22 protein-coding genes are annotated in these 22,456 nt (G+C 50.9%); 5 read left to right on the top strand and 17 right to left on the bottom strand.

What is annotated here, in order from left to right; translation table 11 throughout:
• Positions 1-291: 291 nt before the first annotated feature.
• From EKM94_RS09550 to EKM94_RS09515, 8 genes are all read right to left on the bottom strand, one after another.
• The gene (locus EKM94_RS09550; protein ID WP_125601020.1) at positions 292-1,215 is read right to left on the bottom strand and encodes a glycerophosphodiester phosphodiesterase family protein; all 924 of its coding nucleotides are present in this window, start codon (positions 1,213-1,215) and stop codon (positions 292-294) included.
• Positions 1,212-2,672 carry an ABC transporter permease gene (locus tag EKM94_RS09545; RefSeq protein ID WP_125601016.1) on the bottom strand — a complete coding sequence of 487 codons (1,461 nt, stop codon included), beginning with the start codon at positions 2,670-2,672 and terminating at the stop codon, positions 1,212-1,214. Before EKM94_RS09545 ends, EKM94_RS09550 begins: the two co-directional genes overlap by 4 nt.
• A gap of 25 nt (positions 2,673-2,697) precedes the next feature.
• A complete protein-coding gene (locus EKM94_RS09540; RefSeq protein ID WP_125601013.1) occupies positions 2,698-2,940 on the bottom strand; it encodes a hypothetical protein in 243 nt (80 codons plus the stop codon).
• A gap of 66 nt (positions 2,941-3,006) precedes the next feature.
• Positions 3,007-3,969 carry an ABC transporter ATP-binding protein gene (locus EKM94_RS09535; protein WP_125601010.1) on the bottom strand — a complete coding sequence of 321 codons (963 nt, stop codon included), beginning with the start codon at positions 3,967-3,969 and terminating at the stop codon, positions 3,007-3,009.
• 17 nt (positions 3,970-3,986) lie between these two features.
• Positions 3,987-5,057, bottom strand: coding sequence for an extracellular solute-binding protein (locus EKM94_RS09530; RefSeq protein WP_125601007.1), 1,071 nt, complete (start codon positions 5,055-5,057; stop codon positions 3,987-3,989).
• A gap of 255 nt (positions 5,058-5,312) precedes the next feature.
• Positions 5,313-6,107 (bottom strand): metal ABC transporter permease, encoded by a 795-nt coding sequence (locus tag EKM94_RS09525; RefSeq protein WP_125601005.1) that lies wholly within the window; start codon positions 6,105-6,107, stop codon positions 5,313-5,315.
• A complete protein-coding gene (locus tag EKM94_RS09520; protein ID WP_125601002.1) occupies positions 6,107-6,805 on the bottom strand; it encodes a metal ABC transporter ATP-binding protein in 699 nt (232 codons plus the stop codon). Before EKM94_RS09520 ends, EKM94_RS09525 begins: the two co-directional genes overlap by 1 nt.
• Before the next feature lie 275 nt (positions 6,806-7,080).
• Entirely contained in the window at positions 7,081-7,986 is a 906-nt protein-coding gene (locus EKM94_RS09515) for a metal ABC transporter solute-binding protein, Zn/Mn family (RefSeq protein ID WP_125600999.1), read from the bottom strand.
• A gap of 271 nt (positions 7,987-8,257) precedes the next feature.
• On the opposite strand from EKM94_RS09515, the gene EKM94_RS09510 reads away from it, so the two are divergent.
• The 3 genes from EKM94_RS09510 to EKM94_RS12455 all read left to right on the top strand — a co-directional run bounded on the left by EKM94_RS09510 (position 8,258) and on the right by EKM94_RS12455 (position 9,308).
• The gene (locus tag EKM94_RS09510) at positions 8,258-8,569 is read left to right on the top strand and encodes a hypothetical protein (protein ID WP_125600996.1); all 312 of its coding nucleotides are present in this window, start codon (positions 8,258-8,260) and stop codon (positions 8,567-8,569) included.
• Positions 8,566-8,838: a hypothetical protein gene (locus EKM94_RS09505; RefSeq protein WP_125600993.1), complete on the top strand. Its 273-nt coding sequence runs from the start codon at positions 8,566-8,568 to the stop codon at positions 8,836-8,838. Before EKM94_RS09510 ends, EKM94_RS09505 begins: the two co-directional genes overlap by 4 nt.
• A 317-nt stretch (positions 8,839-9,155) precedes the next feature.
• Entirely contained in the window at positions 9,156-9,308 is a 153-nt protein-coding gene (locus EKM94_RS12455; protein WP_164511184.1) for a hypothetical protein, read from the top strand.
• Positions 9,309-9,573: 265 nt separating this feature from the next.
• Here the strand turns inward: EKM94_RS12455 and EKM94_RS09500 are convergent, their stop codons facing one another.
• The 6 genes from EKM94_RS09500 to EKM94_RS09475 all read right to left on the bottom strand — a co-directional run bounded on the left by EKM94_RS09500 (position 9,574) and on the right by EKM94_RS09475 (position 16,757).
• Positions 9,574-10,341, bottom strand: coding sequence for an aspartate/glutamate racemase family protein (locus tag EKM94_RS09500; RefSeq protein WP_125600990.1), 768 nt, complete (start codon positions 10,339-10,341; stop codon positions 9,574-9,576).
• A 6-nt stretch (positions 10,342-10,347) separates the two neighbouring features.
• Positions 10,348-11,895 carry a UDP-N-acetylmuramoyl-L-alanyl-D-glutamate--2,6-diaminopimelate ligase gene (locus EKM94_RS09495; protein WP_125600987.1) on the bottom strand — a complete coding sequence of 516 codons (1,548 nt, stop codon included), beginning with the start codon at positions 11,893-11,895 and terminating at the stop codon, positions 10,348-10,350.
• 127 nt (positions 11,896-12,022) lie between these two features.
• Positions 12,023-12,205 (bottom strand): hypothetical protein, encoded by a 183-nt coding sequence (locus EKM94_RS09490; protein WP_125600984.1) that lies wholly within the window; start codon positions 12,203-12,205, stop codon positions 12,023-12,025.
• Between the two features lie 956 nt (positions 12,206-13,161).
• On the bottom strand, positions 13,162-14,454 hold the full coding sequence (locus EKM94_RS09485) for a serine hydrolase (RefSeq protein WP_164511183.1): 1,293 nt from the start codon (positions 14,452-14,454) through the stop codon (positions 13,162-13,164).
• Between the two features lie 342 nt (positions 14,455-14,796).
• Positions 14,797-15,981 (bottom strand): sensor histidine kinase, encoded by a 1,185-nt coding sequence (locus EKM94_RS09480; protein ID WP_379861293.1) that lies wholly within the window; start codon positions 15,979-15,981, stop codon positions 14,797-14,799.
• A gap of 89 nt (positions 15,982-16,070) precedes the next feature.
• Entirely contained in the window at positions 16,071-16,757 is a 687-nt protein-coding gene (locus tag EKM94_RS09475; RefSeq protein ID WP_125600976.1) for a response regulator transcription factor, read from the bottom strand.
• A gap of 629 nt (positions 16,758-17,386) precedes the next feature.
• Here EKM94_RS09475 and EKM94_RS09470 point away from each other — a divergent pair.
• Both EKM94_RS09470 and EKM94_RS09465 read left to right on the top strand, forming a co-directional pair.
• Positions 17,387-17,638 (top strand): hypothetical protein, encoded by a 252-nt coding sequence (locus EKM94_RS09470; protein WP_125600973.1) that lies wholly within the window; start codon positions 17,387-17,389, stop codon positions 17,636-17,638.
• A 122-nt stretch (positions 17,639-17,760) separates the two neighbouring features.
• Entirely contained in the window at positions 17,761-18,084 is a 324-nt protein-coding gene (locus EKM94_RS09465; RefSeq protein ID WP_125600970.1) for a hypothetical protein, read from the top strand.
• A 30-nt stretch (positions 18,085-18,114) separates the two neighbouring features.
• Here the strand turns inward: EKM94_RS09465 and EKM94_RS09460 are convergent, their stop codons facing one another.
• The 3 genes from EKM94_RS09460 to guaB all read right to left on the bottom strand — a co-directional run bounded on the left by EKM94_RS09460 (position 18,115) and on the right by guaB (position 22,371).
• Entirely contained in the window at positions 18,115-18,567 is a 453-nt protein-coding gene (locus tag EKM94_RS09460; protein WP_125600967.1) for a universal stress protein, read from the bottom strand.
• A gap of 440 nt (positions 18,568-19,007) precedes the next feature.
• On the bottom strand, positions 19,008-20,366 hold the full coding sequence (locus tag EKM94_RS09455) for an Nramp family divalent metal transporter (protein ID WP_125600964.1): 1,359 nt from the start codon (positions 20,364-20,366) through the stop codon (positions 19,008-19,010).
• Between the two features lie 520 nt (positions 20,367-20,886).
• On the bottom strand, positions 20,887-22,371 hold the full coding sequence (gene guaB, locus EKM94_RS09450) for an IMP dehydrogenase (protein ID WP_125600961.1): 1,485 nt from the start codon (positions 22,369-22,371) through the stop codon (positions 20,887-20,889).
• Positions 22,372-22,456: the final 85 nt, after the last annotated feature.

Here is a 22,456-nt window from a genome sequence, read left to right as displayed (position 1 = left end):
AGTAGTACAAACACCGCTTAAAGCGGTGGCAGAAGTGACAAACGCAGTTTGGCTTTGAATTATAAAAGCCAGCGCCTTGAGACGCTGGCCAGTACATAGGGCTTATAGCCCTGGAGCAAACCACCCGTTTTACGGGTGGTTATGATTTGCTTACGCACGTCAGAAAACACTCATCCGTCGCAGGTGAACGCAAGCGATCCGCGCGGGAGGATCTCGCCTCCTTCTGAGTCACCCGACTCCCCATTACCAACCGGATCTTCTCAGGCAAGCAAAAAAGTGATACCAGAAGTATCACTTAAAAGTTTCGGTGCGGTAGCGGTCAAGTAGACCGGCCCAATCGGTTTGGATGCAATTGATGCCACTGGTCAAGAGCTGCCCCCAGGCCTGGTCGGGAGCCTGCGTGATGGCCACTTCATCGCTAAGCGCGCCGAATAGTTGGGTTTGATCATCCAGATTAATTGCGTTACCCAGCATCAGGTAGCCAGCTGCGCGATATTTCGCTAATTGCCGCGAGTGGATCAAGTCAAAGGTCGCGGTTTTCTCGATCACCTCGACCCCGACCACATTGATCTCGGGGTAACTTTCTAGTACCGTCAACTCGGCCGCCTGACTGATGATCGGCACATACATATATTTGATCGGATGAGTAGCTAGCCGCGTCAATAAATCCCGGCGAACCGGTGATTTCAAAATAAAATGATCATGCCGCTGAGGGAATTGATCCAACAGCGCCAGAAACGCTGGCCAATGATCCCAGGAACGGTCCAAATTTAGAAAAACATCGTCTGGTACTTGCGCTAATAACTCGCTAAATCGCTCAACTTTCTTGGTGAGCCGTTGATCCAGCCAGTTATAATAAAATTTCTTGGCGATCGACGCCGTGCTCAACTGGTTCAGATTACGCTGCTCATGAAGCAATCGTGGTTCGCCACCATCGTGAAAAACGAAGAAATCGCCATCGGTGGACTGGGCCAGATCGATCTCAACAATATCAGCGCCTTGTTTGACGGCAACATTGACCGCAGCCGCTGTATTCTCAACGAGATTGCCGCCATGGGCGCCGCGGTGCAACATGATCAGAAACGGCTGGCTGGCCAGTAACGCTTGCAACGGTCGATTCATTTGCCGCTGCCAAGGCGACGCGATTTTTTGCTCTGTTGGCGCAGTGATCGGTTGCTTTGACTTAGGATCCAAGGGGGCGTTTCTCACCATCATTCGCCTGATTTCTTATTTTCTTTTTTGAAAAGTTGCTTGATTTTCGTCTTGCCATCCGCGTAGACGAAGAAGAGCACTAAGGCGTTGATGACCATCAAGATCACCGAGTAGACGAAGTTGATCGCGATGCCATCCACCCCATATTCCGGATTGGAATTGCTGCGGATCACGACACCGACAGGCTTGGCAATGGGATTATAGAGGAAGACAGACAGATCATAATCGCCTAATTTGCCATTGAAGTTAAGCGCCAGCATCGCCAAAATCGTCGGCAGAATGATCGGTAGCACGATTTTAACAAAGGAATAAATCGGTTTAGCCCCTAGATTCTTAGCGGCGTCTTCCAGATTCGTATCCACCGAGAAATAAGCGGCCTTCAAAAAACGAAAAGTGTTGGGTAACATCACCACAATATAAGCGACCAGCATGATCACCAAGGTGCCGGTCAGCGGGTGTCCGAACACGATCCAGCGCGGTCGCGAGTAGGCCAGTACCAAACCCAAGGCAAACATCAACCCTGGGAGGATCCAAGGCAGATAAAGCAAGAATTCCAAGACGGTGGTCAAGCGATTGCGGTACTTAAAGATGATCCGCGCCGCGATCGTCATTAGCGCCACCGCCGCGATTGCCGCCAGTCCGGCGTAAACGACACTGGTCAGGAAGGGATGATACGCCGAGCGATCGGTCAGCACCCGTTGATAGTTCTCCAAGCTGAAGGAATTCAGGTGGAGTTCCCGCGTCGAGATCGTCTTGAAATCAGTGAACGAGAACAAGACCACGACCACCAATGGTAATAAATTGATCAAGGCGAACAAGTAAGCAACGACGTGGGCGCCTAAGTTGAGTAACGGTTGCTTGATGCGCGTCGGTTCGATCGTGGTCTTCACCTTGGAGATCGACAAATAATTTCCCCGCCGCTCATTTCGTTGGATCACGAAAAGTAACCCTAATTGAAACACTCCCAGAAACAATGACAGCACAGCGGCCAACATCCGTGACGCTGGTCGTTGCGTAAAGGTCAGGATCAAGGGACCGATCGTTTCAAAGCGGCGACCGCCCACCATTAAGGGCGCGGCCATCGCCATTAAGCCGGTCTGAAAGAGCAAGATAATACAAGTCAGTAAAATCGGTTTTAACGCTGGCAAGACAACCTTGGTGAGAATCTTGAAGTCGGAAGCGCCCAAGCCTCTGGCCGCCTCCACAGTTTGAAAGTCGATACTCTTAAAGGCGTTGCGGAAGAAAATCATATAGTGGGCGGTACAAGCAAACGTCATCAAGAACAACACCGCGCCGAATCCGCCAAACCAATCCGCTGGCAAATTAGGAAAGTGACCGATCAGAAAACGGGTCACAAAGCCGCGTTTCCCATAGGTGAACAAGTAGCCATTGCTTAGCATGATCCCGCCAAAGACCAGCGGGATCATGTAACATAGCGTGAGGAACTGCTTACCCTTCAACTTGAAATATTCCAGGAAGAGCACCTCAGCAATGCCGACGATCGTTGTTGTGACCGTCAGCGCAAACGGCGCGCTGAGACGTGAAGATTTTCTGAATCAGCTCACTGGAGAACCCATCTTTGGAGAAAAAGACTGTTTTGAGGATCTCGATGTTGGGGACGATCATAAAGGCGATAATGAACCAAACCAACACGATCAAATAGGCAATCAAGCCTAAGTGAAGGCGGCGCCAGCGCCGCGGCGGATCTTGCCGTGAACTCGTTGTCATAAGTGCGCCCCCTTACCCTTTCGCCGGGTAACTTAAGATATTCTCTGATTGCACGCCCACAAAGATCTACTCACCGTTTCGATGTTGTTCGGCCTTTGACTCGCGCTGGAAAGAGATCAACTTGGTGCCGGCGATCTCGATCTGATAATACCCGTACATCCCGTAGAATTCCTTACCCACGATCTGACCGGCGATTCGATTGACCGCGCTGGCCGTGCGGGAGAAGGAGACCTTTTCTGGACGAACATAAAAGGCGTCACTGGCTGAAGCGTCGCTGACTTCGATCCCCAATTTGGCCAGGTCCGCCGCCGTTAACGAATTGGCTTCTCCGATAAATTTGCACACAAACTCGGTCGCGGACTCATTGTAGATTTGTTGCGGCCGACCGATCTGCTCGATCTGACCCTTGTTGAACACTGCGATCCGATCCGATAGCATCAGCGCTTCTTCCTGATCATGGGTCACATAAACGGTGGTGATCCCAAAAGATTTCTGAAATTCCTTGATTTCTTTTCGCAGTGATTTCCGCAATTTGGCGTCCAAATTCGAAAGGGGTTCATCCATGACCAAGATTTTCGGTTTCTTCGCCAAGGCGCGTGCGATCGCGACACGCTGTTGTTGTCCACCCGACAAGTTGGCCACGTTCTTGGCCAATTGTTCTGGGGTCAGGTCGATCATTTTCGCCAATTCCAGCACCCGCGTATCGATCTCTGCCTTCGATTTTTTCGCGATTTTAAGCCCAAAGGCAATGTTGTCATAGGCCGACATGGTGGGAAACAGGGCGTAACTTTGAAAGACCATGCCCACTTGCCGTTCATCGATCGGCATCGCCGTAATATCGACCCCAGCAATCTCAATGCTCCCTTGGGTGGGCTTCAAGAACCCAGCCAAGGCCCGCAGTGTCGTGGTCTTGCCGCAACCGGAGGGACCTAACAGCGTGAAGAACTCACCTTCATTGACCGCAAAACTCAAGTTAGGTACCGCGACAAAATCATCGTATTTGATTTCAATATTCTTAAACGTTATCATTTTGCCCGCTCACCCTTTCATTTAGCGCCGAGGAGATTCAGCTCGATGTATTCCGTCCAAGCGTCCAGATGTTGACTGATAAAGTCGTAGTCATTGGCTTGCGGCGTCGTTGTTTCTAGAATTTTCTTGATGCTTGGATTCACTGAAGATTGCGCTTCTTTATTGACCGGCGCCGAGCCAAATTTCTCAGACCAACCCCGCTGCAATTCGGCGCTACCTAAGAAATCAACAAAGTCTTTCGCCTGACTCTTCATCTTGTCCTTCTTGATGATACCCACTTGTTCAACCGTTTGCGGCACTCCATAAGGCGGATTGACAATGCCTAATTTAATGCCCAGCTTGTCCTCCAATAATGGCACATTGCTCAACCAAGTATAGGCATAATCAGCCACGCCATTGGCGATCTCGCCAACTTCGGATTGACCATCCGTGGCGTTCGTCCCATTCTTGAAGAACTTGTTCAAGACTTCAAAGCCTTCTTTGGAAATGCCCATTTTCGCGGATTTGTCTTGATAATTCATCAAGATGTTATAAACGACCGCGTTGGCTGTGGCGCCACCTAGGCCTTTAGGCACAATATATTTTCCTTTAAGACTTTTATCGTTGGCCAATTGTTGCCAGTCTTTGACCGCATCCGCAGCCTTGATCTTCTTGGCATCATAAACCATGAACACCCGCTGTTCTTGTAGCGGTGAGAATTTGTGCTGCTTGTTGACCAAAGCAGGATCGACTTGGTCCAGCCATTTAGGTTGATAGGTTTCCAAGATTCCGGTTTTCTCGACTTTGTTGAACATCATTTGGTTCATCCCAAAAACCACGTCCGCGATCGGCGCGTCTTTTTCCGCCATCACCCGGTTCAATAAATCGTTGCCGCCTAAGTCGACGATTTCCAAATCGAAACCTTTTTCTTTGGCCTTCTCTTTCAGAAAATCACCTCGGCCATTTGCAACCGAATTTGAATAAACGACAATTTTTTCATCTTTTTTGTGACCCCCGCTGGCCTTGCCCTTCACTTTGTTGTTGGCGCATCCGGCCAGTAACATCAGGGCAGTCACTGCTACCGCCGCAAATTTCAATCCCATTTTCATCTTGCATTCCCCTTATCCGCTTGTTTTTTTGCGCTAAATTAACACTTCCAAAAATGTAATGCAGCGATTATTATACATTATTTTCTGAAAGTTTCGGGAAAACGCAAACACGCATTTTCCGCGATTTTTCTCCAAAAACAGGCAGAGGGGTAGCGGTCGGGCGCTGGCTTCGTTTCTGACCCCGCCAGCAGCACCAAAAAAACTGACCGCCAGTCGTTCACGGTCAGTTCTTTGGGTGATAATGGTCACTATTATTTAGCCATTCCGGCGTTTTTGGACTAGGAGCGCGAGCATGTAGCAGATCACTTCGATCAAGGCGATGAAGAAGGTGACCGGCCAATTGGTCAGATAGCCTAACCACAGGCCGAGCCAGACGCCAAACAGGGCGGCCGCCACAGAGATCAGCAGCAATTGTTTCATGCTGTGTCCTAGGGCTTTGGCGATCGAGGCTGGCAACGTCAACAAGATGAACACCAGCATTGAGCCGACGATCTGCGCGCCGACGCTGACACTCATGGCCAGCAGGATCAAGAAGATGATCCCGATCACGCGGGAGTGGACCCCATTGGCCTTGGCGCCGACGCTATCGAAGGAATCGAATTGCAGCGGCCGGAAAATCAGCCAGATCGTCAACAGCACCACCAGCGACAACACCACCAGTTGCCAAACGCCACTCTGACTGATGCCGACAATACTCCCGAAAAGAATATCGGTGGCGTAACTAGAGCTTTGATTGGCCAGCGCCAGGAACAGGATCCCCGAGCCGATAAAGAGCGAGGAAACGGCGCTGATCGTCGATTCCCGTTGGACCCGCTCCACGGACAAACTACTGATCAACAAGCTACTGGCCAAGGTGAACAGCAACATTCCGATCAACGGCGAGATACCGAGAAATGCGCCAAACGCCGCGCCAGCAAAACCGATCTCGGACAACATGTGAGCCAGAAAAGACAGTTGCCGGGCCACCACGAAGACGCCGATCACCCCACAGGTCAAAGCGATAAACGTACTGGCCACAAACGCGTGGCGCATAAAGGTAAAAGCAAACATTAGAGCCGCACCCCCTTCAAACTATCGGCGTTGACTTCTTTGCTGGAACCGGTCAACAACTGCTGATTACTGATCAACAAGTAGCGGTCGGTGTACCGCGCCGTCAACTCCAAGTCGTGGCTGACGAAGACCAGCGCCATTTTCTGCTGGGTCACGATCGTATCCACCAAGGCCATCATCTGCACCTTCGCGTCCACGTCCATGCTGGCGGTGGCTTCATCCAAAATCAACAGATCTGGATCAGCCAACAAGGCCTGGGCCAAATACGCCCGTTGCCGCTCGCCGCCGGAGGTCAAGGTGATCGGACGGTCTTTGATCTGCGTCAATTGCGTCTGTTCCAAAACTTGGGTCACCCGCTCTTTTTCCTGGTGGCTCAACCACGGCCGCCAAGAAAGCCCCACATTCAAGGCCACGAAACTAGCGACGGACAGCGGCGCGTCGGCGTCCAAATTGCGAAATTGAGGCACATAACCGATCCGCAGTCGCTCATGACCAGGCAACGGGATCCGCGTGATCGTGCCAGCAGTGGGATGGGTCAACCCGATCAACAGTTTGACCAAAGTCGACTTGCCAGCGCCATTATGCCCGATCAAGGCCAATTTCTCGCCGGCGTCGATCGTAAAATTCAAATTCTTAAAAACAGTTTTCTCACCGAAGCTCATCGCTAAATCGGTGACTTTCAAAATTGGGTCTGTCATTGATTCTCCTCGCTTACTATTTCTCGAAACGTGCTGCGCGCAACTGGCTTTTCCGCTTAACTACGCTAGGCTTCTGGAGGCAAAGACCTGCCTCCAAAATCCTAGCTAGGTTAATGCTCAAAGCCAACCCGTTGCGCTCCGCACTCTGGTTTGAAACGTGCTCACCGACCTAGCTTCCTCCGCTTAGCTACGCCATTGTTCCGGAAGCAAAGCCCAGCTTCCATAACAATGGCTAGGCTAATGCTCAGAAGCTGACCAGGTCGGCTCGCACTCTGTTATTTTGTGATTGTCGCGAATGCTTGTAACTGGCTGGTCATCCAACTCAAATAATTCTTCCCTTGCGGCAATGTTTCGGTCACTCGCAAAATTGGCACCTGATGTCGCTCGGCCCGCTTGATCAAATCGGTGACCAAGGCGCTGGTCACTTGCTTATTGACGACTAGGCAACTGACTTCGCGGTGATCCAATTGATCTTGCATCCGCTGAATATCAGCAGGCTTCGGATCGGCGCCCTCTTCAATATCCAAGGCAAAGCTTTCATTGACGATGGTCATTTTCAAATTAGTCAGGACATAATTGAAAACCGGCTCGGTGATCATTACTTTCTGCCCGGAAAGCGTTTGGCGTAACTCTTTTTCCTGTTCTTGCAACTTGGCTAAACGCGCCAAATATTTCTGCCCGTTACGTTTGAAAGTCGCCGCCTGAGCTGGTCGCAGCGCGCTAAAACGCTTGACCAACAGCTTCGTGACTTGGGGCATCACGCTGAAATCATACCAAAGATGTTCATTACCGCCGTCTGGCAACTTAACGATATCCGCCGCTACATCGATCAGCTGGGTCTGTTCATTGTCGGCCTTGACCAATTTGGCCAGCCAGCTGTCATAGCCCGCGCCGTTCATCAGCGCCAGATCCGCCCGCGCCACGATCTTCGCGTCGTTGGTCGTCGGCGAATAATCGTGAGGATCCACACTCGGCGAATTGATCAAGCTCGTGACTGTCCCCGCGTCGCCCAAAATCGCCCGCGCCGGATCACCATAGAAATCCAATGAGGTCACAAAATGAATCTTGCCCGTGGTCTTCATTGGTTCCTTGGTCGCGGTCCGGCCACAAGCCGTTAGCAGCAGACTCAAGCTGAGTAGCGCCACCAACCAAGGCCATTGTTTAATCAGTTTTTTAACCATAACTCCTCCTTACTAATCAATAGTCTAATGATGACAATAAATATGGTCAAATGTTCATAGGTTCATCTATCGCAATAAAGCGGTTAATTGCGGTGATCACGCTGGGGTCGCGCCTGCCAAAACTCAGTGATAGCTTACATTCTAACCTTTTTTTCAAAAAAATTAAATTTTTTGTATTTCAGAGCCTTCGCTTGATTGCAGGTGTGCTGGGTTTAGTGGTGACGCAACCGCCTCAGGACGTTTGTCGTGGCTGGAACGCGGTGGGCATCGTTTGAAGCCAATTCCAAAAACGGGAATTGGCTTCAAATCGAGCCTTGTCCTAAGCGGCAAAGCCGCAAAGGACAATTTCACCGCTGAGCCACACGTCCTGAGGCGGTTGCTAGGCAGAATTGAGCTTATCTGCAATCGAAGCGAAGGATTTGACGACGTGGTTTTGCGAGCGAGCGGTCAAACAGTTGCCCATTTTTTATGGTACGGCAATACCAGCGGATTCGGATTGGGAGGTCGGTACATTTCGCGTAGGCCTAATAATTTGCCCAATTTCCGTAACAATTCTTGGGTGAAGACCGACCGATTCAGTTGATTCATCAAGAACTTGCCTCAGTTCATCAGGCGGACTTCACTGGTGTCACCAATTTAAAGCTGATGACCACTAGACACGGTCGTCATTTGCGTGGTTCCTCATCAATTGGCGATAGCTTGCCAATTGGCGTGAGTGCTCAAACGGCTGCTATAACGTTGAGCAGCTGGAGCGGAGCGTGGTGTTGGTGGTCTGTTTATTCGTTGGCGGAAGGTCGGGCTGGGGGTGAGTCAGCCGCGATATTATTGTTGGCGATTTATCGCCTACAATAAGGCCGAGCTTGAAGATTTTCGGTGGTTTTCCGAAAAGCTTCAAGTCGTGCCCGCCGCGTTCCACCACCCCCAGCCCGACCTGGAGCCCCACCACACCTGCCCACCACCAACGCCACGCGCAGCGCAAGCTGCGGCCAATCTACTTTCATGCAGCCTAAGTGTTCTTCCAGCGGTCATAATATCACCAAAAAAAACGGACTTGCTTTTATTTTATTGTGTGGTATATTGAAAATAGATTGATCACTGTTCACGAAATTTATTGGACTAACAGGCAGGTTAAGGGCGCTGATGGGTTGTGCATTCAAGGAGGAGTTAAGATGTCATTTACCGAAGTTATTGTAGGAATTTTGTCAACACTTTGGGCGCTGGCGCCCTTTGCGTTAGCGCTGTGTCTCGGCGTGGGTCTATTCATGTTGCTGGTATCCACCCTTGAACTACTCCATCGTTACCTCAAGCAACAAATCAAATAACCTCGAAATTCCGTTGACCACTGAAGTCGTCGCTAGTTAATCGCTAGCGGCTTTTTTTATTGGCCGCCCGGTGCTGACTAAAAAAGTCGCGGGAATCAGTTAGCTTGCAGAAGCTGGTCAGACGACCAACCGCTCCAAGCTCACGTTATCCCGCGACTTATGGCGTATTTTCAATCATAATTCTCGATTGCTATTTTATCTTGCGATGTTATCTTGTTAATTTATTTTGTTATTTCTATTTCGCTATTTCTCTGGCGTGCTTTTTCTATTCTGAAATGAGCGGACCGATGTATTCATTGACGGCGCGGACCCAATCCACCGGCTGAGCTTGGCGCAATTGGGTGGCCAAGGCGATGGTTTGGTCGGCGATGATGCTTTGGGCGTCGATCACTTGATAAGGGTGCTCCGGCGCCTTTTCTTGGGCCAATGACAATTCGGTACACCCGAGCACGATGACGGAAACGTGGTAGTCATCGTGCATTTTCGCCAAAATGCGGTGGTACAATTCATGGTCGACTAGATTCTGTTCTTTGATGTCTCGATAGATCAATTCGTTGACCATCGCTTGGATCGACTGATCACCGAGCACGACCTCGTGACCTGCCCGCTGGATCTCGTTGGCGTAAACCTTGTCGGCGATGGTGCCGGCGGTGGCGATCAAGCCCACCCGTTTTTCTTGGGGGAAGCGTTGGTGCAAGTTGTTGATCGCGATCCGCGGCATGTGTAACAGTGGCACTGGCGTCAGCGCCTGCAATTCTTCGTAGAAATAGTGGGCCGTGTTGCAGACCATCACGAAGAATTCCGGATGTAACTGACTCTGTTGCAAAATATCCGCCTGCAGATCCGGGAAGAAATTCGGTTGTTGGTGATCCAAAATATAGTTGGTGCGGTCGGGCACGGTGGCGTCATTGACCAACAAATAATTCAAATAATCCTGATCCTTACTGGCAGGTGTCCGCGCGTTCAATAACCGCAGATAACTTTCGGTGGCCATGGTGCCCATCCCACCAATGATCGTAAAGAAATCTTTCATCACAAACTAGCCTCGCAATCTAGCGGCCACAGCCTTGGCCACGGCCATATCCGTTGGCCACGGTGTATTGACGCCGCGGACTTTTTGTTCATCGTCGGAGCCTTTACCGGCCAGCACCACGATATCCCCTGGCTGACTTTCGGTAATCGCCAACTCGATGGCCTCGGCCCGATCCAATTCAATCGTCACTTTGACCTTCTGGGGATCGATCCCGGCCACGATTTGATTGGCGATGTCGATCGGCTCCTCGAAGCCCGGATCATCATTGGTGATAAATGCCCGTTGCGCCAATTGATTCAGCGCCTTGGCAAAACCTTCCCGCCGCGAAACGCCCTTGTCGCCAGGACTACCGACCACAACTAGGATCCGCGGTTGCTGATATTCTTTCTTCAAGAAGGACAACAACGCGACCATACTGGCATAATTGTGGGCATAATCCACATAAACGCGGCCGTGACCAGGAATGTCCAGTTTTTCCATCCGGCCAGGGATCTGCACATTGGCAATTCCCTTGGCGGTATCTGGATAAGTGGCGCCAGCCAACCCCGCGCCAATGATCGCGGCGCAAGCATTGCTTTCATTGTAATCGCCGATCAGATCCAGCTCATACTCGCCGGTGATCCGCAATTGCTCCGCTTTCAAGGTGCCCGCCGTCAACTTGAAGCGACTTTTAGACAAATCGGCTTCTTCAGACTGATAGCGGAAATCGATTTTGACCCCTTCTGGCGCTGGAAAATCCGCCGAGGCGAATAAGTAAACACTATCCGGCTCGGTGGTGATCGTCGCCGCCGCATAAACTTCATTGAAGTAATCTGTTTCGGCGTTGATCACACATTTCCGTGAATTAACCAACAGCTGCAACTTGCAGTGGAGATAATCGGCAAAAGTTGGGTGCTCGTTGGGGCCAATATGATCCGGCGAAATATTCAAGAAGAAGCCCACATCATAGGTCAGCCCGAAAACACGATTCTTCTTATAAGCTTGGGAAGACACTTCCATGGCCAGGTGGGTCATACCATTGTCCACCGCCGTCCGCATGTCGCGGAACAAGTCCAAGGATTCCGGCGTGGTCAATTCCGAAGCGATATGCTGCTCTGGTTTAGGGCCTAGCACCCGTTCCACCGTGGAGGACATCGCCGTATGCCCATCATTGACGCGATCCAACATCCCCTTGGTGAAATAGGCCGAAGTCGTCTTACCCTTGGTGCCCGTATAGGCGATCACGAACAAGTCATCTTGCGGAAAATCGTAAAACGCCGCCGCTAATAGCGCCATCGCTTTACGAATATTGCGAACGATCAAGGCGTGCATGCCCTTGCCTTCCGCGTAAGGTTGTTCCGCGACGTACACGGTTGCTCCGTTGTTTTTAGCCATTTCCAAATAGATCGGGCGGAAGTTCTCACCTTTACAGAAGAAGAGTGTATTCGCGGTAACTTGGCGCGAGTCGTAGGACGCGCTGGTGAATTTCTGCGAGACCTTGTCCTGGACGGCGCTGCTTTTTAATAAGTGGTGCTCCTTTAAAATTAAAATACATGCATCTAGTGTTAGCCCCATAATCTAACTCCCTTTACTTAGCTATCATGTGTTTGTGCGATTTCAAAACCGCAACTTATGCGCGACGACGTTAGTTTATATTATACCACAGAGTGCGAACCGACCCGGGTAGCTCCTGAGCATTAGCCTAGATAAAGTAGCTTGTCCGCAGCTTGCGCTGCGAGAATCGGGGTGAGCTCGCTGTGGGCGTCACTTTGAGCTTCGCGAAACCCGCGCGAATCTCAAAGCTGAGCCTTGGTCTAAGTGGCACAGCCACTAAGACCAATTTCACGGCGATCTCACCCCGATTCTCTCCGCTCCAGCCGCTCACGTTATAACAGCCGTTTGAGCACTCACGCCCGCCGGTAAGCTATTGCTAATTGATGGAGATCCACGCAATTGACGGCCATGGTTAGTGGTCACAAGCTTTAAATTGGTGACACCAGTACAGTCTGCCTGATGAACAGACCTAGTTCTCAGTGAATCAACTGAATCGGCTGGTTTCTACCCATGGATGGATTGTTAAGGAAACAAGCAACGATGTTCTACGTACGCAAAGTATCCCGGTCTCCTAATCCAAATCAGTTGGCATTGCCGTACCACCCCAAAAGTAGATTGGGCACTCACGGCAACTGGCAAGCTATTGCTAATTGTTGAGGAACCACGTAAATGACGACCGTGGTTAGTGAGTACAAGCTTTAAATTGGTGACACCAGTACAGTCTGCCTAATGAACTAAGGCAAGTTCTTGATGAATCGGCTGAATCGGTCGGTTGCCAACCTAAACCCGCCTAGGTATGTGAGATAGAGTTGTCGGAACTATCTGAAATGCACCGACCTACTAATCCGAATCCGTTGGTATTGCTGTACCTCCTCAAAAGCGGGCAATTGTTTTGACCTCTCGCTTGCAAAACCTCTTCGTCAGATACCCAACTTCGATTGCAGATAGGCCCAATTCTGCCTAGCAACCGCCTCAGGACGTGTGGCTCAGCGGTGAGATTATTCTAAGCGATTTATCGCTTAGAATAAGGCCTGATTTTGAGACAAGCCGCTGGGCTTGCGGATTGGCTCAAAACAGTGCCCACCGCGTTCGAAACAGAGTGCGAACCGACCCGGGTAACTCCTGAGCATTAGCCTAGCAATTGTTTTGGAAGCCGCACTTTGCTTCCGGAACAATTGCGTAGCTAAGCGCAGGGAGTTGGGTCGGTGTGCACGTTTCCAGCCACGACAAACGTCCTGAGGCGGTTGCGTTCCCATCCAAACCCACCACACCTGCAATCAAGTCGCCCTAGCTAAATAAGTTTTTGATATTACGCCAAATCTTCTCCAGCCAATTCAACCCATCAACTTTCTCAGCCGCTAAAACCGCCACGTTCTGATCCTGCTCGGGGACCAGGTGTCCACTGCCAACCAGGGGCATCGTTACACTGCCCATTTGATCGTTTTTGGCGATCGGCGCGGTTTGACTGTACTTGGTCTTTTCGATCTTCAAGTTCAGTTGCTTCGCAGTCACGCTTTTCGGCAGTAACATTTTGACGGTTTGGCTGGGAACGACTTTGACCTTGGCTTTCTTGCCGTCAGCGACCTTCATCGCCGGCAATAACGCGCTGGCCTTCTTGGTCTGGAAAACGTTGACTAGGTGCCAGTTGGCGTAGACTTCCTTCATCAGGTCGGCGGTGGCGACGAAGCGTTTCGTGCGATCGCTACTATTGCCATCGGCGTGCAGCACGACGGTGATGATGCGGAAACCGTTCTTTTTGACGGTGCCAACGAAACATTCTCCCGCTAGATCTGAGGTGCCGGTTTTCAGGCCGTCAACAGGTAGCTCGGCCTGGGCCACGGCTTGTCCCGGCAAAAGATAGTTCCAAGTCGGGTAGGTGGTGCCATGGAAAGGTAGCCCGGTGATCGTGGTCGTTTTCAAAACTTCGGGATAATCGTTCAGTAGGTGTTGCGCGACAACGGCCAGGTCCCGGGCGCGCATTTGATTTTCCGCATCGGCGGCGGAATCAGGGTAGCGATTATCGCCAAGGAAGCTGTTATTGAGGCCGCTAGCGTTGACGATTTGGTAATCTCGGGCGCCCCATTTCTTCAGTTGGGCCCGCATGGCGTCGACGAATTTCGTCTGATCGCCACTGACCGCGTCAGCCAAAACCATGACCGCCGCGTTGGCGGAGTAGACCCACCCAGCCTCGAACAATTCTTTGACGGTGTAGGCCTGGCCCGCGGCGAACGGAATGTTGGACAATTCCATGTTACGGCTCAACGTGACTTCGTGGTCGCTAGGCGTCAACGTTTGGCTCCAGCTGAGTTTGCCTTGTTGGACCGCTTGGAGCACTAAGTACAGGGATAACATTTTGGTCAGCGAGGCAATCGGCAAAACAGTGTCGATATTCTTCGCCGCCAGGATCTGCCCACTGTCAACTTCCACGGCTAAACCCGCTTTGCCGGCAATGTCCGTTTGCGGTGACTCGATCGTGCTACTGGCCGCGGCCACCAATTGGCGCGTTGGCTGGCTGATCCCCACGATCATGCCCAATACCAACGTCACCACTAGGAAAAGATGTCGTGTTCTATTCTTCATTAAAAAAATCCTCCATTGATCACTGGCTCCCCCACCAACCAGTTGTCCCCAACGCTTTCTCCCCCAAGAAATCGCGTCACGGTGGCACGACGGCAACAACAGACGTGCCACCGGCTTACTTCGATCTGATTCTAATTCACTGAGCTTGATTCGATGGCGCTTCATGTATTTCACTCGGCGCATACGGTGCTGGTGCCTGCGTTTGGTGCGAGCACTTGATTCTGCTGTTCAGCGCTTGGTATTTCGTGGTTTGTATTTCGTATTTCATGGTCGGTATTTCGTTTTTCGTGTTTCAACTTCATCATTGATTTTTGCGCGTCGTCTTTTAACGCGACGGGCGGGCTAGGACCGCGCCTGATCACCTGTTGGGGCGGTCAGGCTGCTGGCCTTGACGAGATCGGTTCGCTTGGCCGTGACGTCCAACGGTAAAATAATAATAAAGGCTGTTTCGTCGGGATTTGAGGTGGCGTAGATCTCGCCGCCATGCAGCACGACGATACTTTTCGCGATGGCCAAGCCTAGACCTGAGCCGCCGGTACTCGCTGACCGTGACCCATCGACCCGATAAAAACGTTCGAAAATACTTTGGAGGTCTGCTTCGGGAATCGGCGTGCCATCGTTGGTCACGTTGACGACAACGTTATCTTGCTCGATATGGGCGCTGAGCATGATTCGGGTCGCGCCCTTGCCGTATTTGAACGCGTTGGTGATCAGATTGCTGAAAACCCGCACCAATTTGCCTGTGTCCGCCCGCATGATAATCGGACGTTGGACCACGGCGACTTCAATGAACATCTGCCGTTTTTGCGCCTCAAGTTCGAAGTCCGCCGACAATTGTTCCAACATCGAAACCAAATCGAACCGTTGCAACTGTAAATCCGCGTGGGTTTGTTGGACCTTGGTGAATTCGAACAGATCTTCAACTAATTCCTTCATCTGTTTGGTTTTCTGATAGGCAATGTGGTTGTAGCGCAACAAATCGGCTTCGTCGCGATATTGCTTGTTCTCGATCAGGCCTAAATACCCGATGATCGACGTTAACGGCGTGCGAATATCGTGGCTAACGTTGGTGATCAATTCGTCCTTGGAAACCTCGATTTTGCGCTCCTCAGCCATGGAATTCACCGTGCTATCCACCAGCGCGTTGATGCTGGCGATCACGTGATTCAAATAACCGCCAACCTTTAAATTGATCCGGTGATCCAAATGACCGTCCGCAATATAATGCAATTCCGCAATAATATGCCGCATTTGCATTTGCCGATAACGCCGGTGCAACCGCCAGTAGATCACCCAAACATTGATCAGCATCAGGATCGTGATGAAGATCCACTGCCAACTCCAAATGTGCCACGGTCCGATCGTCAGCGCGTTTTTGATCTGGTAGATCCCATCGTTGAGCCCGCGATTACTGCTGATAGCCTGGTTGATCAAGACAACCACGGCGAACTCCAGCAGCAACATCAGCCCTAAGGTGACCACCCCTTCGAGAAAAAGTTCCCACTTCTCACTGGTTTTTAAAATCACCGGTCGCGGCGCCGCTGGTGTTTTCCCCGACGTTGCGCCCAACGCGCGGCGCTTGGTCTTGGCCGCTGATGGCCCTGTTTTGCCGGCCATTACGCGCTCACCTTGTAACCAACGCCCCAAACGGTTTCGATCACTTTCTCGCCGCCGGTTGCTTCTTCGATTTTATCACGCAAATGGCTGACGTGAACCATGACCGTTTTCGCGGAAACAATGCTTTCCTGTTGCCAGACCCGCTCGAAAATCTCATCCGCCGAGAAAACCCGATTGGGATGGCTGGCCAACAAATAAAGAATGCCAAATTCCAAGGCGGTCAATTGAATATCCACCTGATTCAACGTCGTCACTTCATGGGAATCCTTATTGATGATCAGCGATCCCACTTCCAAGCGATCAGGCTCACTGCTGGTCACCTGCGCACTAGCTCGGCGCAATAACGATTTGACCCGCGCCATCACTTCCAACGGGTTGAACGGCTTGGACACGTAATCATCGGCGCCGGTGATCAAGCCTTGGATCTTATCCATATCGGTGGTTTTCGCGGAAACCACAATAATTGGGATGTCTGACTCTTTGCGAACTTCTTTGATCACATCGATCCCCGTCATATTAGGCATCATAATGTCCAGAATCATCAAAGCGATGTCTGGGTTGGTCGCCAATTTGGTCAAGGCTTCGCGCCCGGTAAAAGCCGGCACGGGCTGGTAGCCTTCATTCTTGGCATAAATACTTAATAACTCAACAATGTCTTTATCATCATCAACGATCAGAATCTTCATTTCACAACCTCATTTCCTCATTAACACAACGGCCAGTTAGTTTCAGCGCTAACTGTTGAAAGGTAAACACACCCCTTATTGTACCAAAAGCCACGTTAAAATTCTCTAAAGAATTTAGGTGGGCGGGCCGAGCTGGATCGCCGATGGCATCGCCGCGGTTTGCGCCAGGAGAAGCTGAGCCAGGCCGAATGCGGGAGCGGCCATAGCCATGGCAGCGGGGGATTCGACCGGGTGGCGGCCAAGCATTAGTCTGCCAGTAATCTTGGCACATAAAGAAAGCCTCACTTCCGGGCAAGAAGTGAGGCGGTGAACCTAGTTTTTCAGTTTTAAGGGGGAGGAGTAAAAAGGAAAAAACTAGTTCTTAAGGTTTTGAGTTTAGTTGCTAGATCAGCAGGTGGGTCCACCACTGGATTGAAGATGGCTGGCAACGGGCATTGCCATGACCACTGCTTCTCTATGTGATTAATAGTAAGCCAAAGAAGTGAATGAATCGTGATTCAAACTTGGCAGTTTCGCGAAATAATTGTGATGAAATTATGAACTCCGCTAGATTGCGAGGGTGGTGGGTGTTGCGCGTGAGCGCAACCGGCTGGGACTGCTGTTGCGGACTGGAACGTGGTGGGCATCGTTTGAAGCCAATTCCAAAAGCGGGAATTGTCTTCAAATCGAGCCTTGTCCTAAGCGGCAAAGCCGCAAAGGACAATTTCACCACTGAGCCGCGCAGTCCCAGCCGGTTGCTAGGCAGAATTGAGCCGATCTGCAATCAAGGCGAAGGATTGGACGAAGTGGTTTTGCGAGCTAGAGGTCAAACAATTGTCATTTCTGAAGTGGTACGGCAATGCCAACTGATTTTGATTAGTTGGTTGGGACATTTTGCGTAGACTGAAAATCTCTACTCGTTTCCTCAACAATTCATGGATGGAACCCGACCGATTCAGTTGATTCACTGAAAACCAGGTCTGTTCATCTGACAGACTGTACTGGTGTCACCAATTTAAAGCTGATGACCACTAGACACAGTCGTCATTTGCGTGGTTCCTCATCAATTGGCGATAGCTTGCCAATTGGCGTGAGCGCTCAAACGACTGCTATAACGTTGAGCGGCTGGAGCGGAGAAATTCGGGGTGAGATCGCCGTGAAATTGTCCTTGGCGGCTCTGCCGCTTAGGACAAGGCCTGATTTTGAGACAAGCCGCGCACTTTGCGGATTGGCTCAAAACAGCGCCCACAGCGAGCTCACCCCGAATTTCGCAGCGCAAGCTGCGGCCAATCTACTTTTAACCAGAATAAGCAATCTCGCTGATCAGCACCGTCAAAAAAAGCCGTAACGCGATTTCACGTTACAGCCTGATCAATTCTTATTTTCGAATCACAGCAACTGAGATGCGGGCATGCTTGACCATGTAAGCCGCTTGACTACCGACGCGCGCGCCGGTAGTTTTCGCTCGGGCACCGATGATCAATAAATCCGGCTTGATCGTCGGGATCGTCTCATGCACAATGACATCGCCCGGCTTGCCCTCACCGATAAAAGTCTCAACCTTCTCCACGCCAGCGTCCTCGGCCTCATGGCGATATTCTTCCAAATGTCGCTCCAGATCCTCGCGCTCGCCGTGAACATAATCATTACTGAAGGCTTGGTAAACATTCATTTCGTCGCTTTCCAAAATCGAAACGATCGCCAAACCTAAATGGTCTTTCTTGGCGCGGTGGACCGCGTATTTAAAGGCCAATTTGGAATCCTCTGAATCATCCACCGCGACTAGCATTTTATGAAAATATACTTCTGGATCTCGATCTACTTCTGCCATCGATCTAGCACCCTTTCTTTCCGAAAACCACTAACTTGACTTAACTGAATTTTTCGAAACGTGCTGCGCGAGGATTGCTTGTTGCGCTTAACTACGTCATGGTTTCGAAAGCAAAGAACGGCTTTCAAAGTCATGACTAGGTTAATGCTCACAAGCACCCATCCTCGCTCCGCACTCTGATTTCTGAAACGTGCTCGCCGACCCAGCTCCTTCCGCTTAGCTACGCGCTGGCTTTGGAAGCAAAACCGGCTTCCAGAGCCTTCGCTAGGCTAATGCTCAGGAGCTAACCGGATCGGCTCGCACTCTGGTTTTTTGAAACGTGCTGCGCGCAACTGACTTCTGTGCTTAGCTACGCACTGGTTTCGGAAGCCTAGCCCGCGCTTCCAAAGCCAGTACTAGGCTAATGCTCGAAGTCAACCCGTTGCGCTCCGCACTCTGGTTTAAAACAGGCCTTTGACTGATTCCCATACGATTTGTAGGTTCAGGATCGTTAGGAGGATCGTGCAGGTCCACGCTAGGATCGTGATCCATTTGCGGTTGGCGAATTCGCCCATGATTTTCTTGGAACCGGTATAGATCGTTAGGGGAATCATGGAGAATGGTAAGGCGACGGATAGGAAGACCTGCGAGTTGACCAGTAAGGCGTCCAAAGCGGATTCCTTGCCGTGATAGATGATCGCGCAGATCAAAACGGGAATAACTGAAATTAGCCGAGTCACTAAGCGCCGCGCCCAAAGAGGCATCTTCATGTGGATGAAGCCTTCCATGACGACCTGGCCAGTTAATGTGCCGGTGATGGTTGAATTTTGTCCTGACGCCAACAACGCGACGGCAAACAGAGTCGATAGGACTGGTGACGCGACCGCGCCGGCCATTTTATGATCCTGTAAGGCGTTGTATAAGTTACTGAAAGTGCCTAATTGTGAGGTGTCTTTGCCGAAGAACAAAGCGGCGCCGACGATCAGCAACAAGCAGTTAACGACGAAAGCCGCGCTAAGCTGCAAATTTGAATCCCAAGTGGTGTACTTGATCGCGCGCCGAGTCGATTCCTTGTCGTTGCGATCAAATTGCCTCGTTTGGGCAATCGATGAATGCAAGTAAAGGTTGTGGGGCATAACGGTGGCCCCGACGATCCCTAAGGCCATGTGCAATTCGCCTGGGCGGAGGATCTCTTTATGCGGTAACAAGCCTTCAAACGCCGCGGCCATATTAGGTTGGGCGATGATCACTTGATAAACGAAAACGACTAAAATAACAATGATCAGCGTCACCACGATGGCTTCGATTTTTCTGAAACCAAGCTTGGTCAGCGCTAATAGTAGGAAAACATCGAGGACGGTCAAGGCAACGCCGACCACCAATGGGATGCCGAACAAAAGCTTCAGTGAAATCGCGCCACCAATAACTTCGGCGATATCTGTCGCCATGATCGCCAGTTCGGTGGTGATCCATAAGAAGATCCCCATGCCTTTGCTGGTGTGGGCCCGGGTCGCTTGCGCCAAGTCCATATGGGTCACGATGCCAAGTTTAGCAGCCATGTATTGCAGCAACATCGCAATTAAACTTGAAATCAAGATCACGGACATCAGCAAGTAACCGTACTGGGCGCCACCACCGATCGAGGTGACCCAGTTACCTGGATCCATGTAACCAACTGCAACTAATGCACCTGGTCCTGAAAATGCTAGTAAATTCTTCCAGAAATTACCTGATTTAGGAATTTCGACGGTATTATTGATCTCTTCCAAACTTGGTCCATTGGCATATTCGATCAATTTATGGTGTTCTTCTTCTGCCATTGTGTGCCATCCCTTCTTCTCTTTCACTCCAAAAACTATTGTACTCTTATTTTAACGAATGTGAAGATAAAGTTTAGGTATGCCAAAGTAAATTTTCAGAAAAATATCATCAGAAAAGTGTTTGTTTCCCGGAAACTCGGTAAATTTAACCGGCCTTTTCTCATTATTTTTCTTAAACTTACCTAACTTTTCTGAAAATCCGCGCCCAAATTTACCCTGACCCCACTGCCACTTCGCTGCCGACTTTGCCCAAAATGTTCTGTCACTTCTCCTTAAATAATCTGTGCTTCTCTCAAATGTTCTGCTACTTCTCCCCAAATAATCTGTCTCCTCTTAGCGAGGCTGGCCTAACTCAGTGCCGCCGCCAACGCCCATGCTGATTGCCGCCACTCAACCTCACCAAAAACGACCTTTCAGCGTCATAATACCGCCAAAAGGTCGTTCTGTCTAAAGAATTGGTTTGATTTAAGAAGTTAAGTAGTCCGCGGCTAAAAGTTAATTGGTCTAGCCTAAAATCGGCTTAATTGCCGATGCTGTAATTTGGTGATTCTTTGGTGATCTGGACATCATGAGGGTGGGATTCCCGCAAGCCTGCGCCAGTGATTTTAACGAACTGGGCGTTGTCGTTCAAGGCTTGGATCGTTGGCGCGCCAACATAACCCATGCCAGAGCGCAAACCGCCAACCAATTGATAGATCACGTCGGCCAAGGCACCCTTCGCCGCGACCCGACCCTCGATGCCTTCGGGAACCAGTTTGTTGGCTTCGTTGACGCCAGATTGGAAGTAACGATCTGACGAGCCGTGGGACATTGCGGCCAGCGAGCCCATGCCCCGGTAAGTCTTGAAGCGTCGTCCTTGGAAAATCTCGAATTCGCCAGGCGCTTCGTCGGTCCCGGCCAACATGCTGCCTAACATAACCGCGTTGCCGCCTGCTGCCAAGGCCTTGACGATATCGCCAGAGAACTTGATCCCGCCATCTGCGATGATCGCCTTGCCTCGTTGCCGCGCCACCGTCGCCGCGTCATAGATCGCGGTGATCTGCGGAACGCCGACCCCGGCAATGATCCGGGTGGTACAGATCGAGCCTGGGCCGATCCCAACTTTGACCACGTCAACGCCCGCGTCATACAAAGCGGCCGTCCCTTCAGCGGTGGCCACGTTGCCAGCGATCAGAGTTTTTTCAGGGAAGGTCGCGCGGATCTCCGCCACTTTCCGCAGAACTCCCGCGGAATGACCATGAGCCGTATCGATGATCAACGCGTCGATCCCGGCATCAAACAGCGCCTGCGCCCGGTCAAAAGTATCCGAAGTCACGCCGACCGCGCCAGCAACCAACAACCGACCGTGACTGTCCTTGGCCGAGTTCGGATATTGCTTCACATTTTCAATATCTTTGATGGTAATCAGTCCGCTCAACCGGCCAGCGTCGTCAACTAATGGCAATTTCTCGATCCGGTGCTGTTGCAAAATCTTTTCCGCTTCATCCAACGATGTACCTTGACGCGCGGTCACTAAAGCGTCATCGGTCATCACGTCCTTGACCGGCACAGCGTAATCGGTCACGAAGCGCAGATCCCGGTTGGTCACGATCCCCACCAAAGTCAAATCTTCCTGCGATTTGACCACCGGTACCCCGCTGATGCGATAACGGCGCATCAAATCTTCGGCTTCACTGACCGGCCGTTCCGGCGTAATGAAAAACGGATCAGCGATCACGCCGCTTTCGGAGCGCTTGACTTTCCGCACTTCGTCAGCTTGTTGCTCAATACTCATGTTCTTATGGATCACGCCTAGACCGCCTTGGCGCGCCATGGCGATCGCCATGGGCGCTTCTGTAACGGTATCCATGCTGGCGCTGAGAATCGGGACATTTAAATGGATGTTGGCCGCCAAATCAACCGACAGATCCACATCATTCGGTAAAACATGACTTTCTGCTGGTATCAACAGCACATCATCAAACGTTAATCCTTCTTTTGCAAATTTCTGGTCCCAATTGCTCATCAAACTAGCCTCCAAAGTATTAATTGTATTTTATTTTAACAACTAACTTAGCATAGCTCGCCACTTTGGTCAATAGCAAAACTGG

Source organism: Lapidilactobacillus achengensis, assembly GCF_003946655.1.
Classification (GTDB): domain Bacteria; phylum Bacillota; class Bacilli; order Lactobacillales; family Lactobacillaceae; genus Lapidilactobacillus; species Lapidilactobacillus achengensis.
Note: the sequence above shows the minus strand (reverse complement) of the source record. Positions and strands in the feature narration are given on the sequence as shown.

Coding starts and splice junctions, on each gene's coding strand:
- EKM94_RS09465 (WP_125600970.1), top strand. CDS start 17,761: ATGACCACTAGACACAGTCGTCATTTGCGTGGTTCCTCATCAATTGGC.
- EKM94_RS09460 (WP_125600967.1), bottom strand. CDS start 18,567: ATGGCAGAAGTAGATCGAGATCCAGAAGTATATTTTCATAAAATGCTA.
- EKM94_RS09500 (WP_125600990.1), bottom strand. CDS start 10,341: ATGAAAGATTTCTTTACGATCATTGGTGGGATGGGCACCATGGCCACC.
- EKM94_RS09495 (WP_125600987.1), bottom strand. CDS start 11,895: ATGGGGCTAACACTAGATGCATGTATTTTAATTTTAAAGGAGCACCAC.
- EKM94_RS09540 (WP_125601013.1), bottom strand. CDS start 2,940: ATGACAACGAGTTCACGGCAAGATCCGCCGCGGCGCTGGCGCCGCCTT.
- EKM94_RS09520 (WP_125601002.1), bottom strand. CDS start 6,805: ATGACAGACCCAATTTTGAAAGTCACCGATTTAGCGATGAGCTTCGGT.
- guaB (WP_125600961.1), bottom strand. CDS start 22,371: ATGAGCAATTGGGACCAGAAATTTGCAAAAGAAGGATTAACGTTTGAT.
- EKM94_RS09525 (WP_125601005.1), bottom strand. CDS start 6,107: ATGTTTGCTTTTACCTTTATGCGCCACGCGTTTGTGGCCAGTACGTTT.
- EKM94_RS09550 (WP_125601020.1), bottom strand. CDS start 1,215: ATGATGGTGAGAAACGCCCCCTTGGATCCTAAGTCAAAGCAACCGATC.
- EKM94_RS09455 (WP_125600964.1), bottom strand. CDS start 20,366: ATGGCAGAAGAAGAACACCATAAATTGATCGAATATGCCAATGGACCA.
- EKM94_RS09485 (WP_164511183.1), bottom strand. CDS start 14,454: ATGAAGAATAGAACACGACATCTTTTCCTAGTGGTGACGTTGGTATTG.
- EKM94_RS09535 (WP_125601010.1), bottom strand. CDS start 3,969: ATGATAACGTTTAAGAATATTGAAATCAAATACGATGATTTTGTCGCG.
- EKM94_RS09515 (WP_125600999.1), bottom strand. CDS start 7,986: ATGGTTAAAAAACTGATTAAACAATGGCCTTGGTTGGTGGCGCTACTC.
- EKM94_RS12455 (WP_164511184.1), top strand. CDS start 9,156: ATGTCATTTACCGAAGTTATTGTAGGAATTTTGTCAACACTTTGGGCG.
- EKM94_RS09530 (WP_125601007.1), bottom strand. CDS start 5,057: ATGAAAATGGGATTGAAATTTGCGGCGGTAGCAGTGACTGCCCTGATG.
- EKM94_RS09475 (WP_125600976.1), bottom strand. CDS start 16,757: ATGAAGATTCTGATCGTTGATGATGATAAAGACATTGTTGAGTTATTA.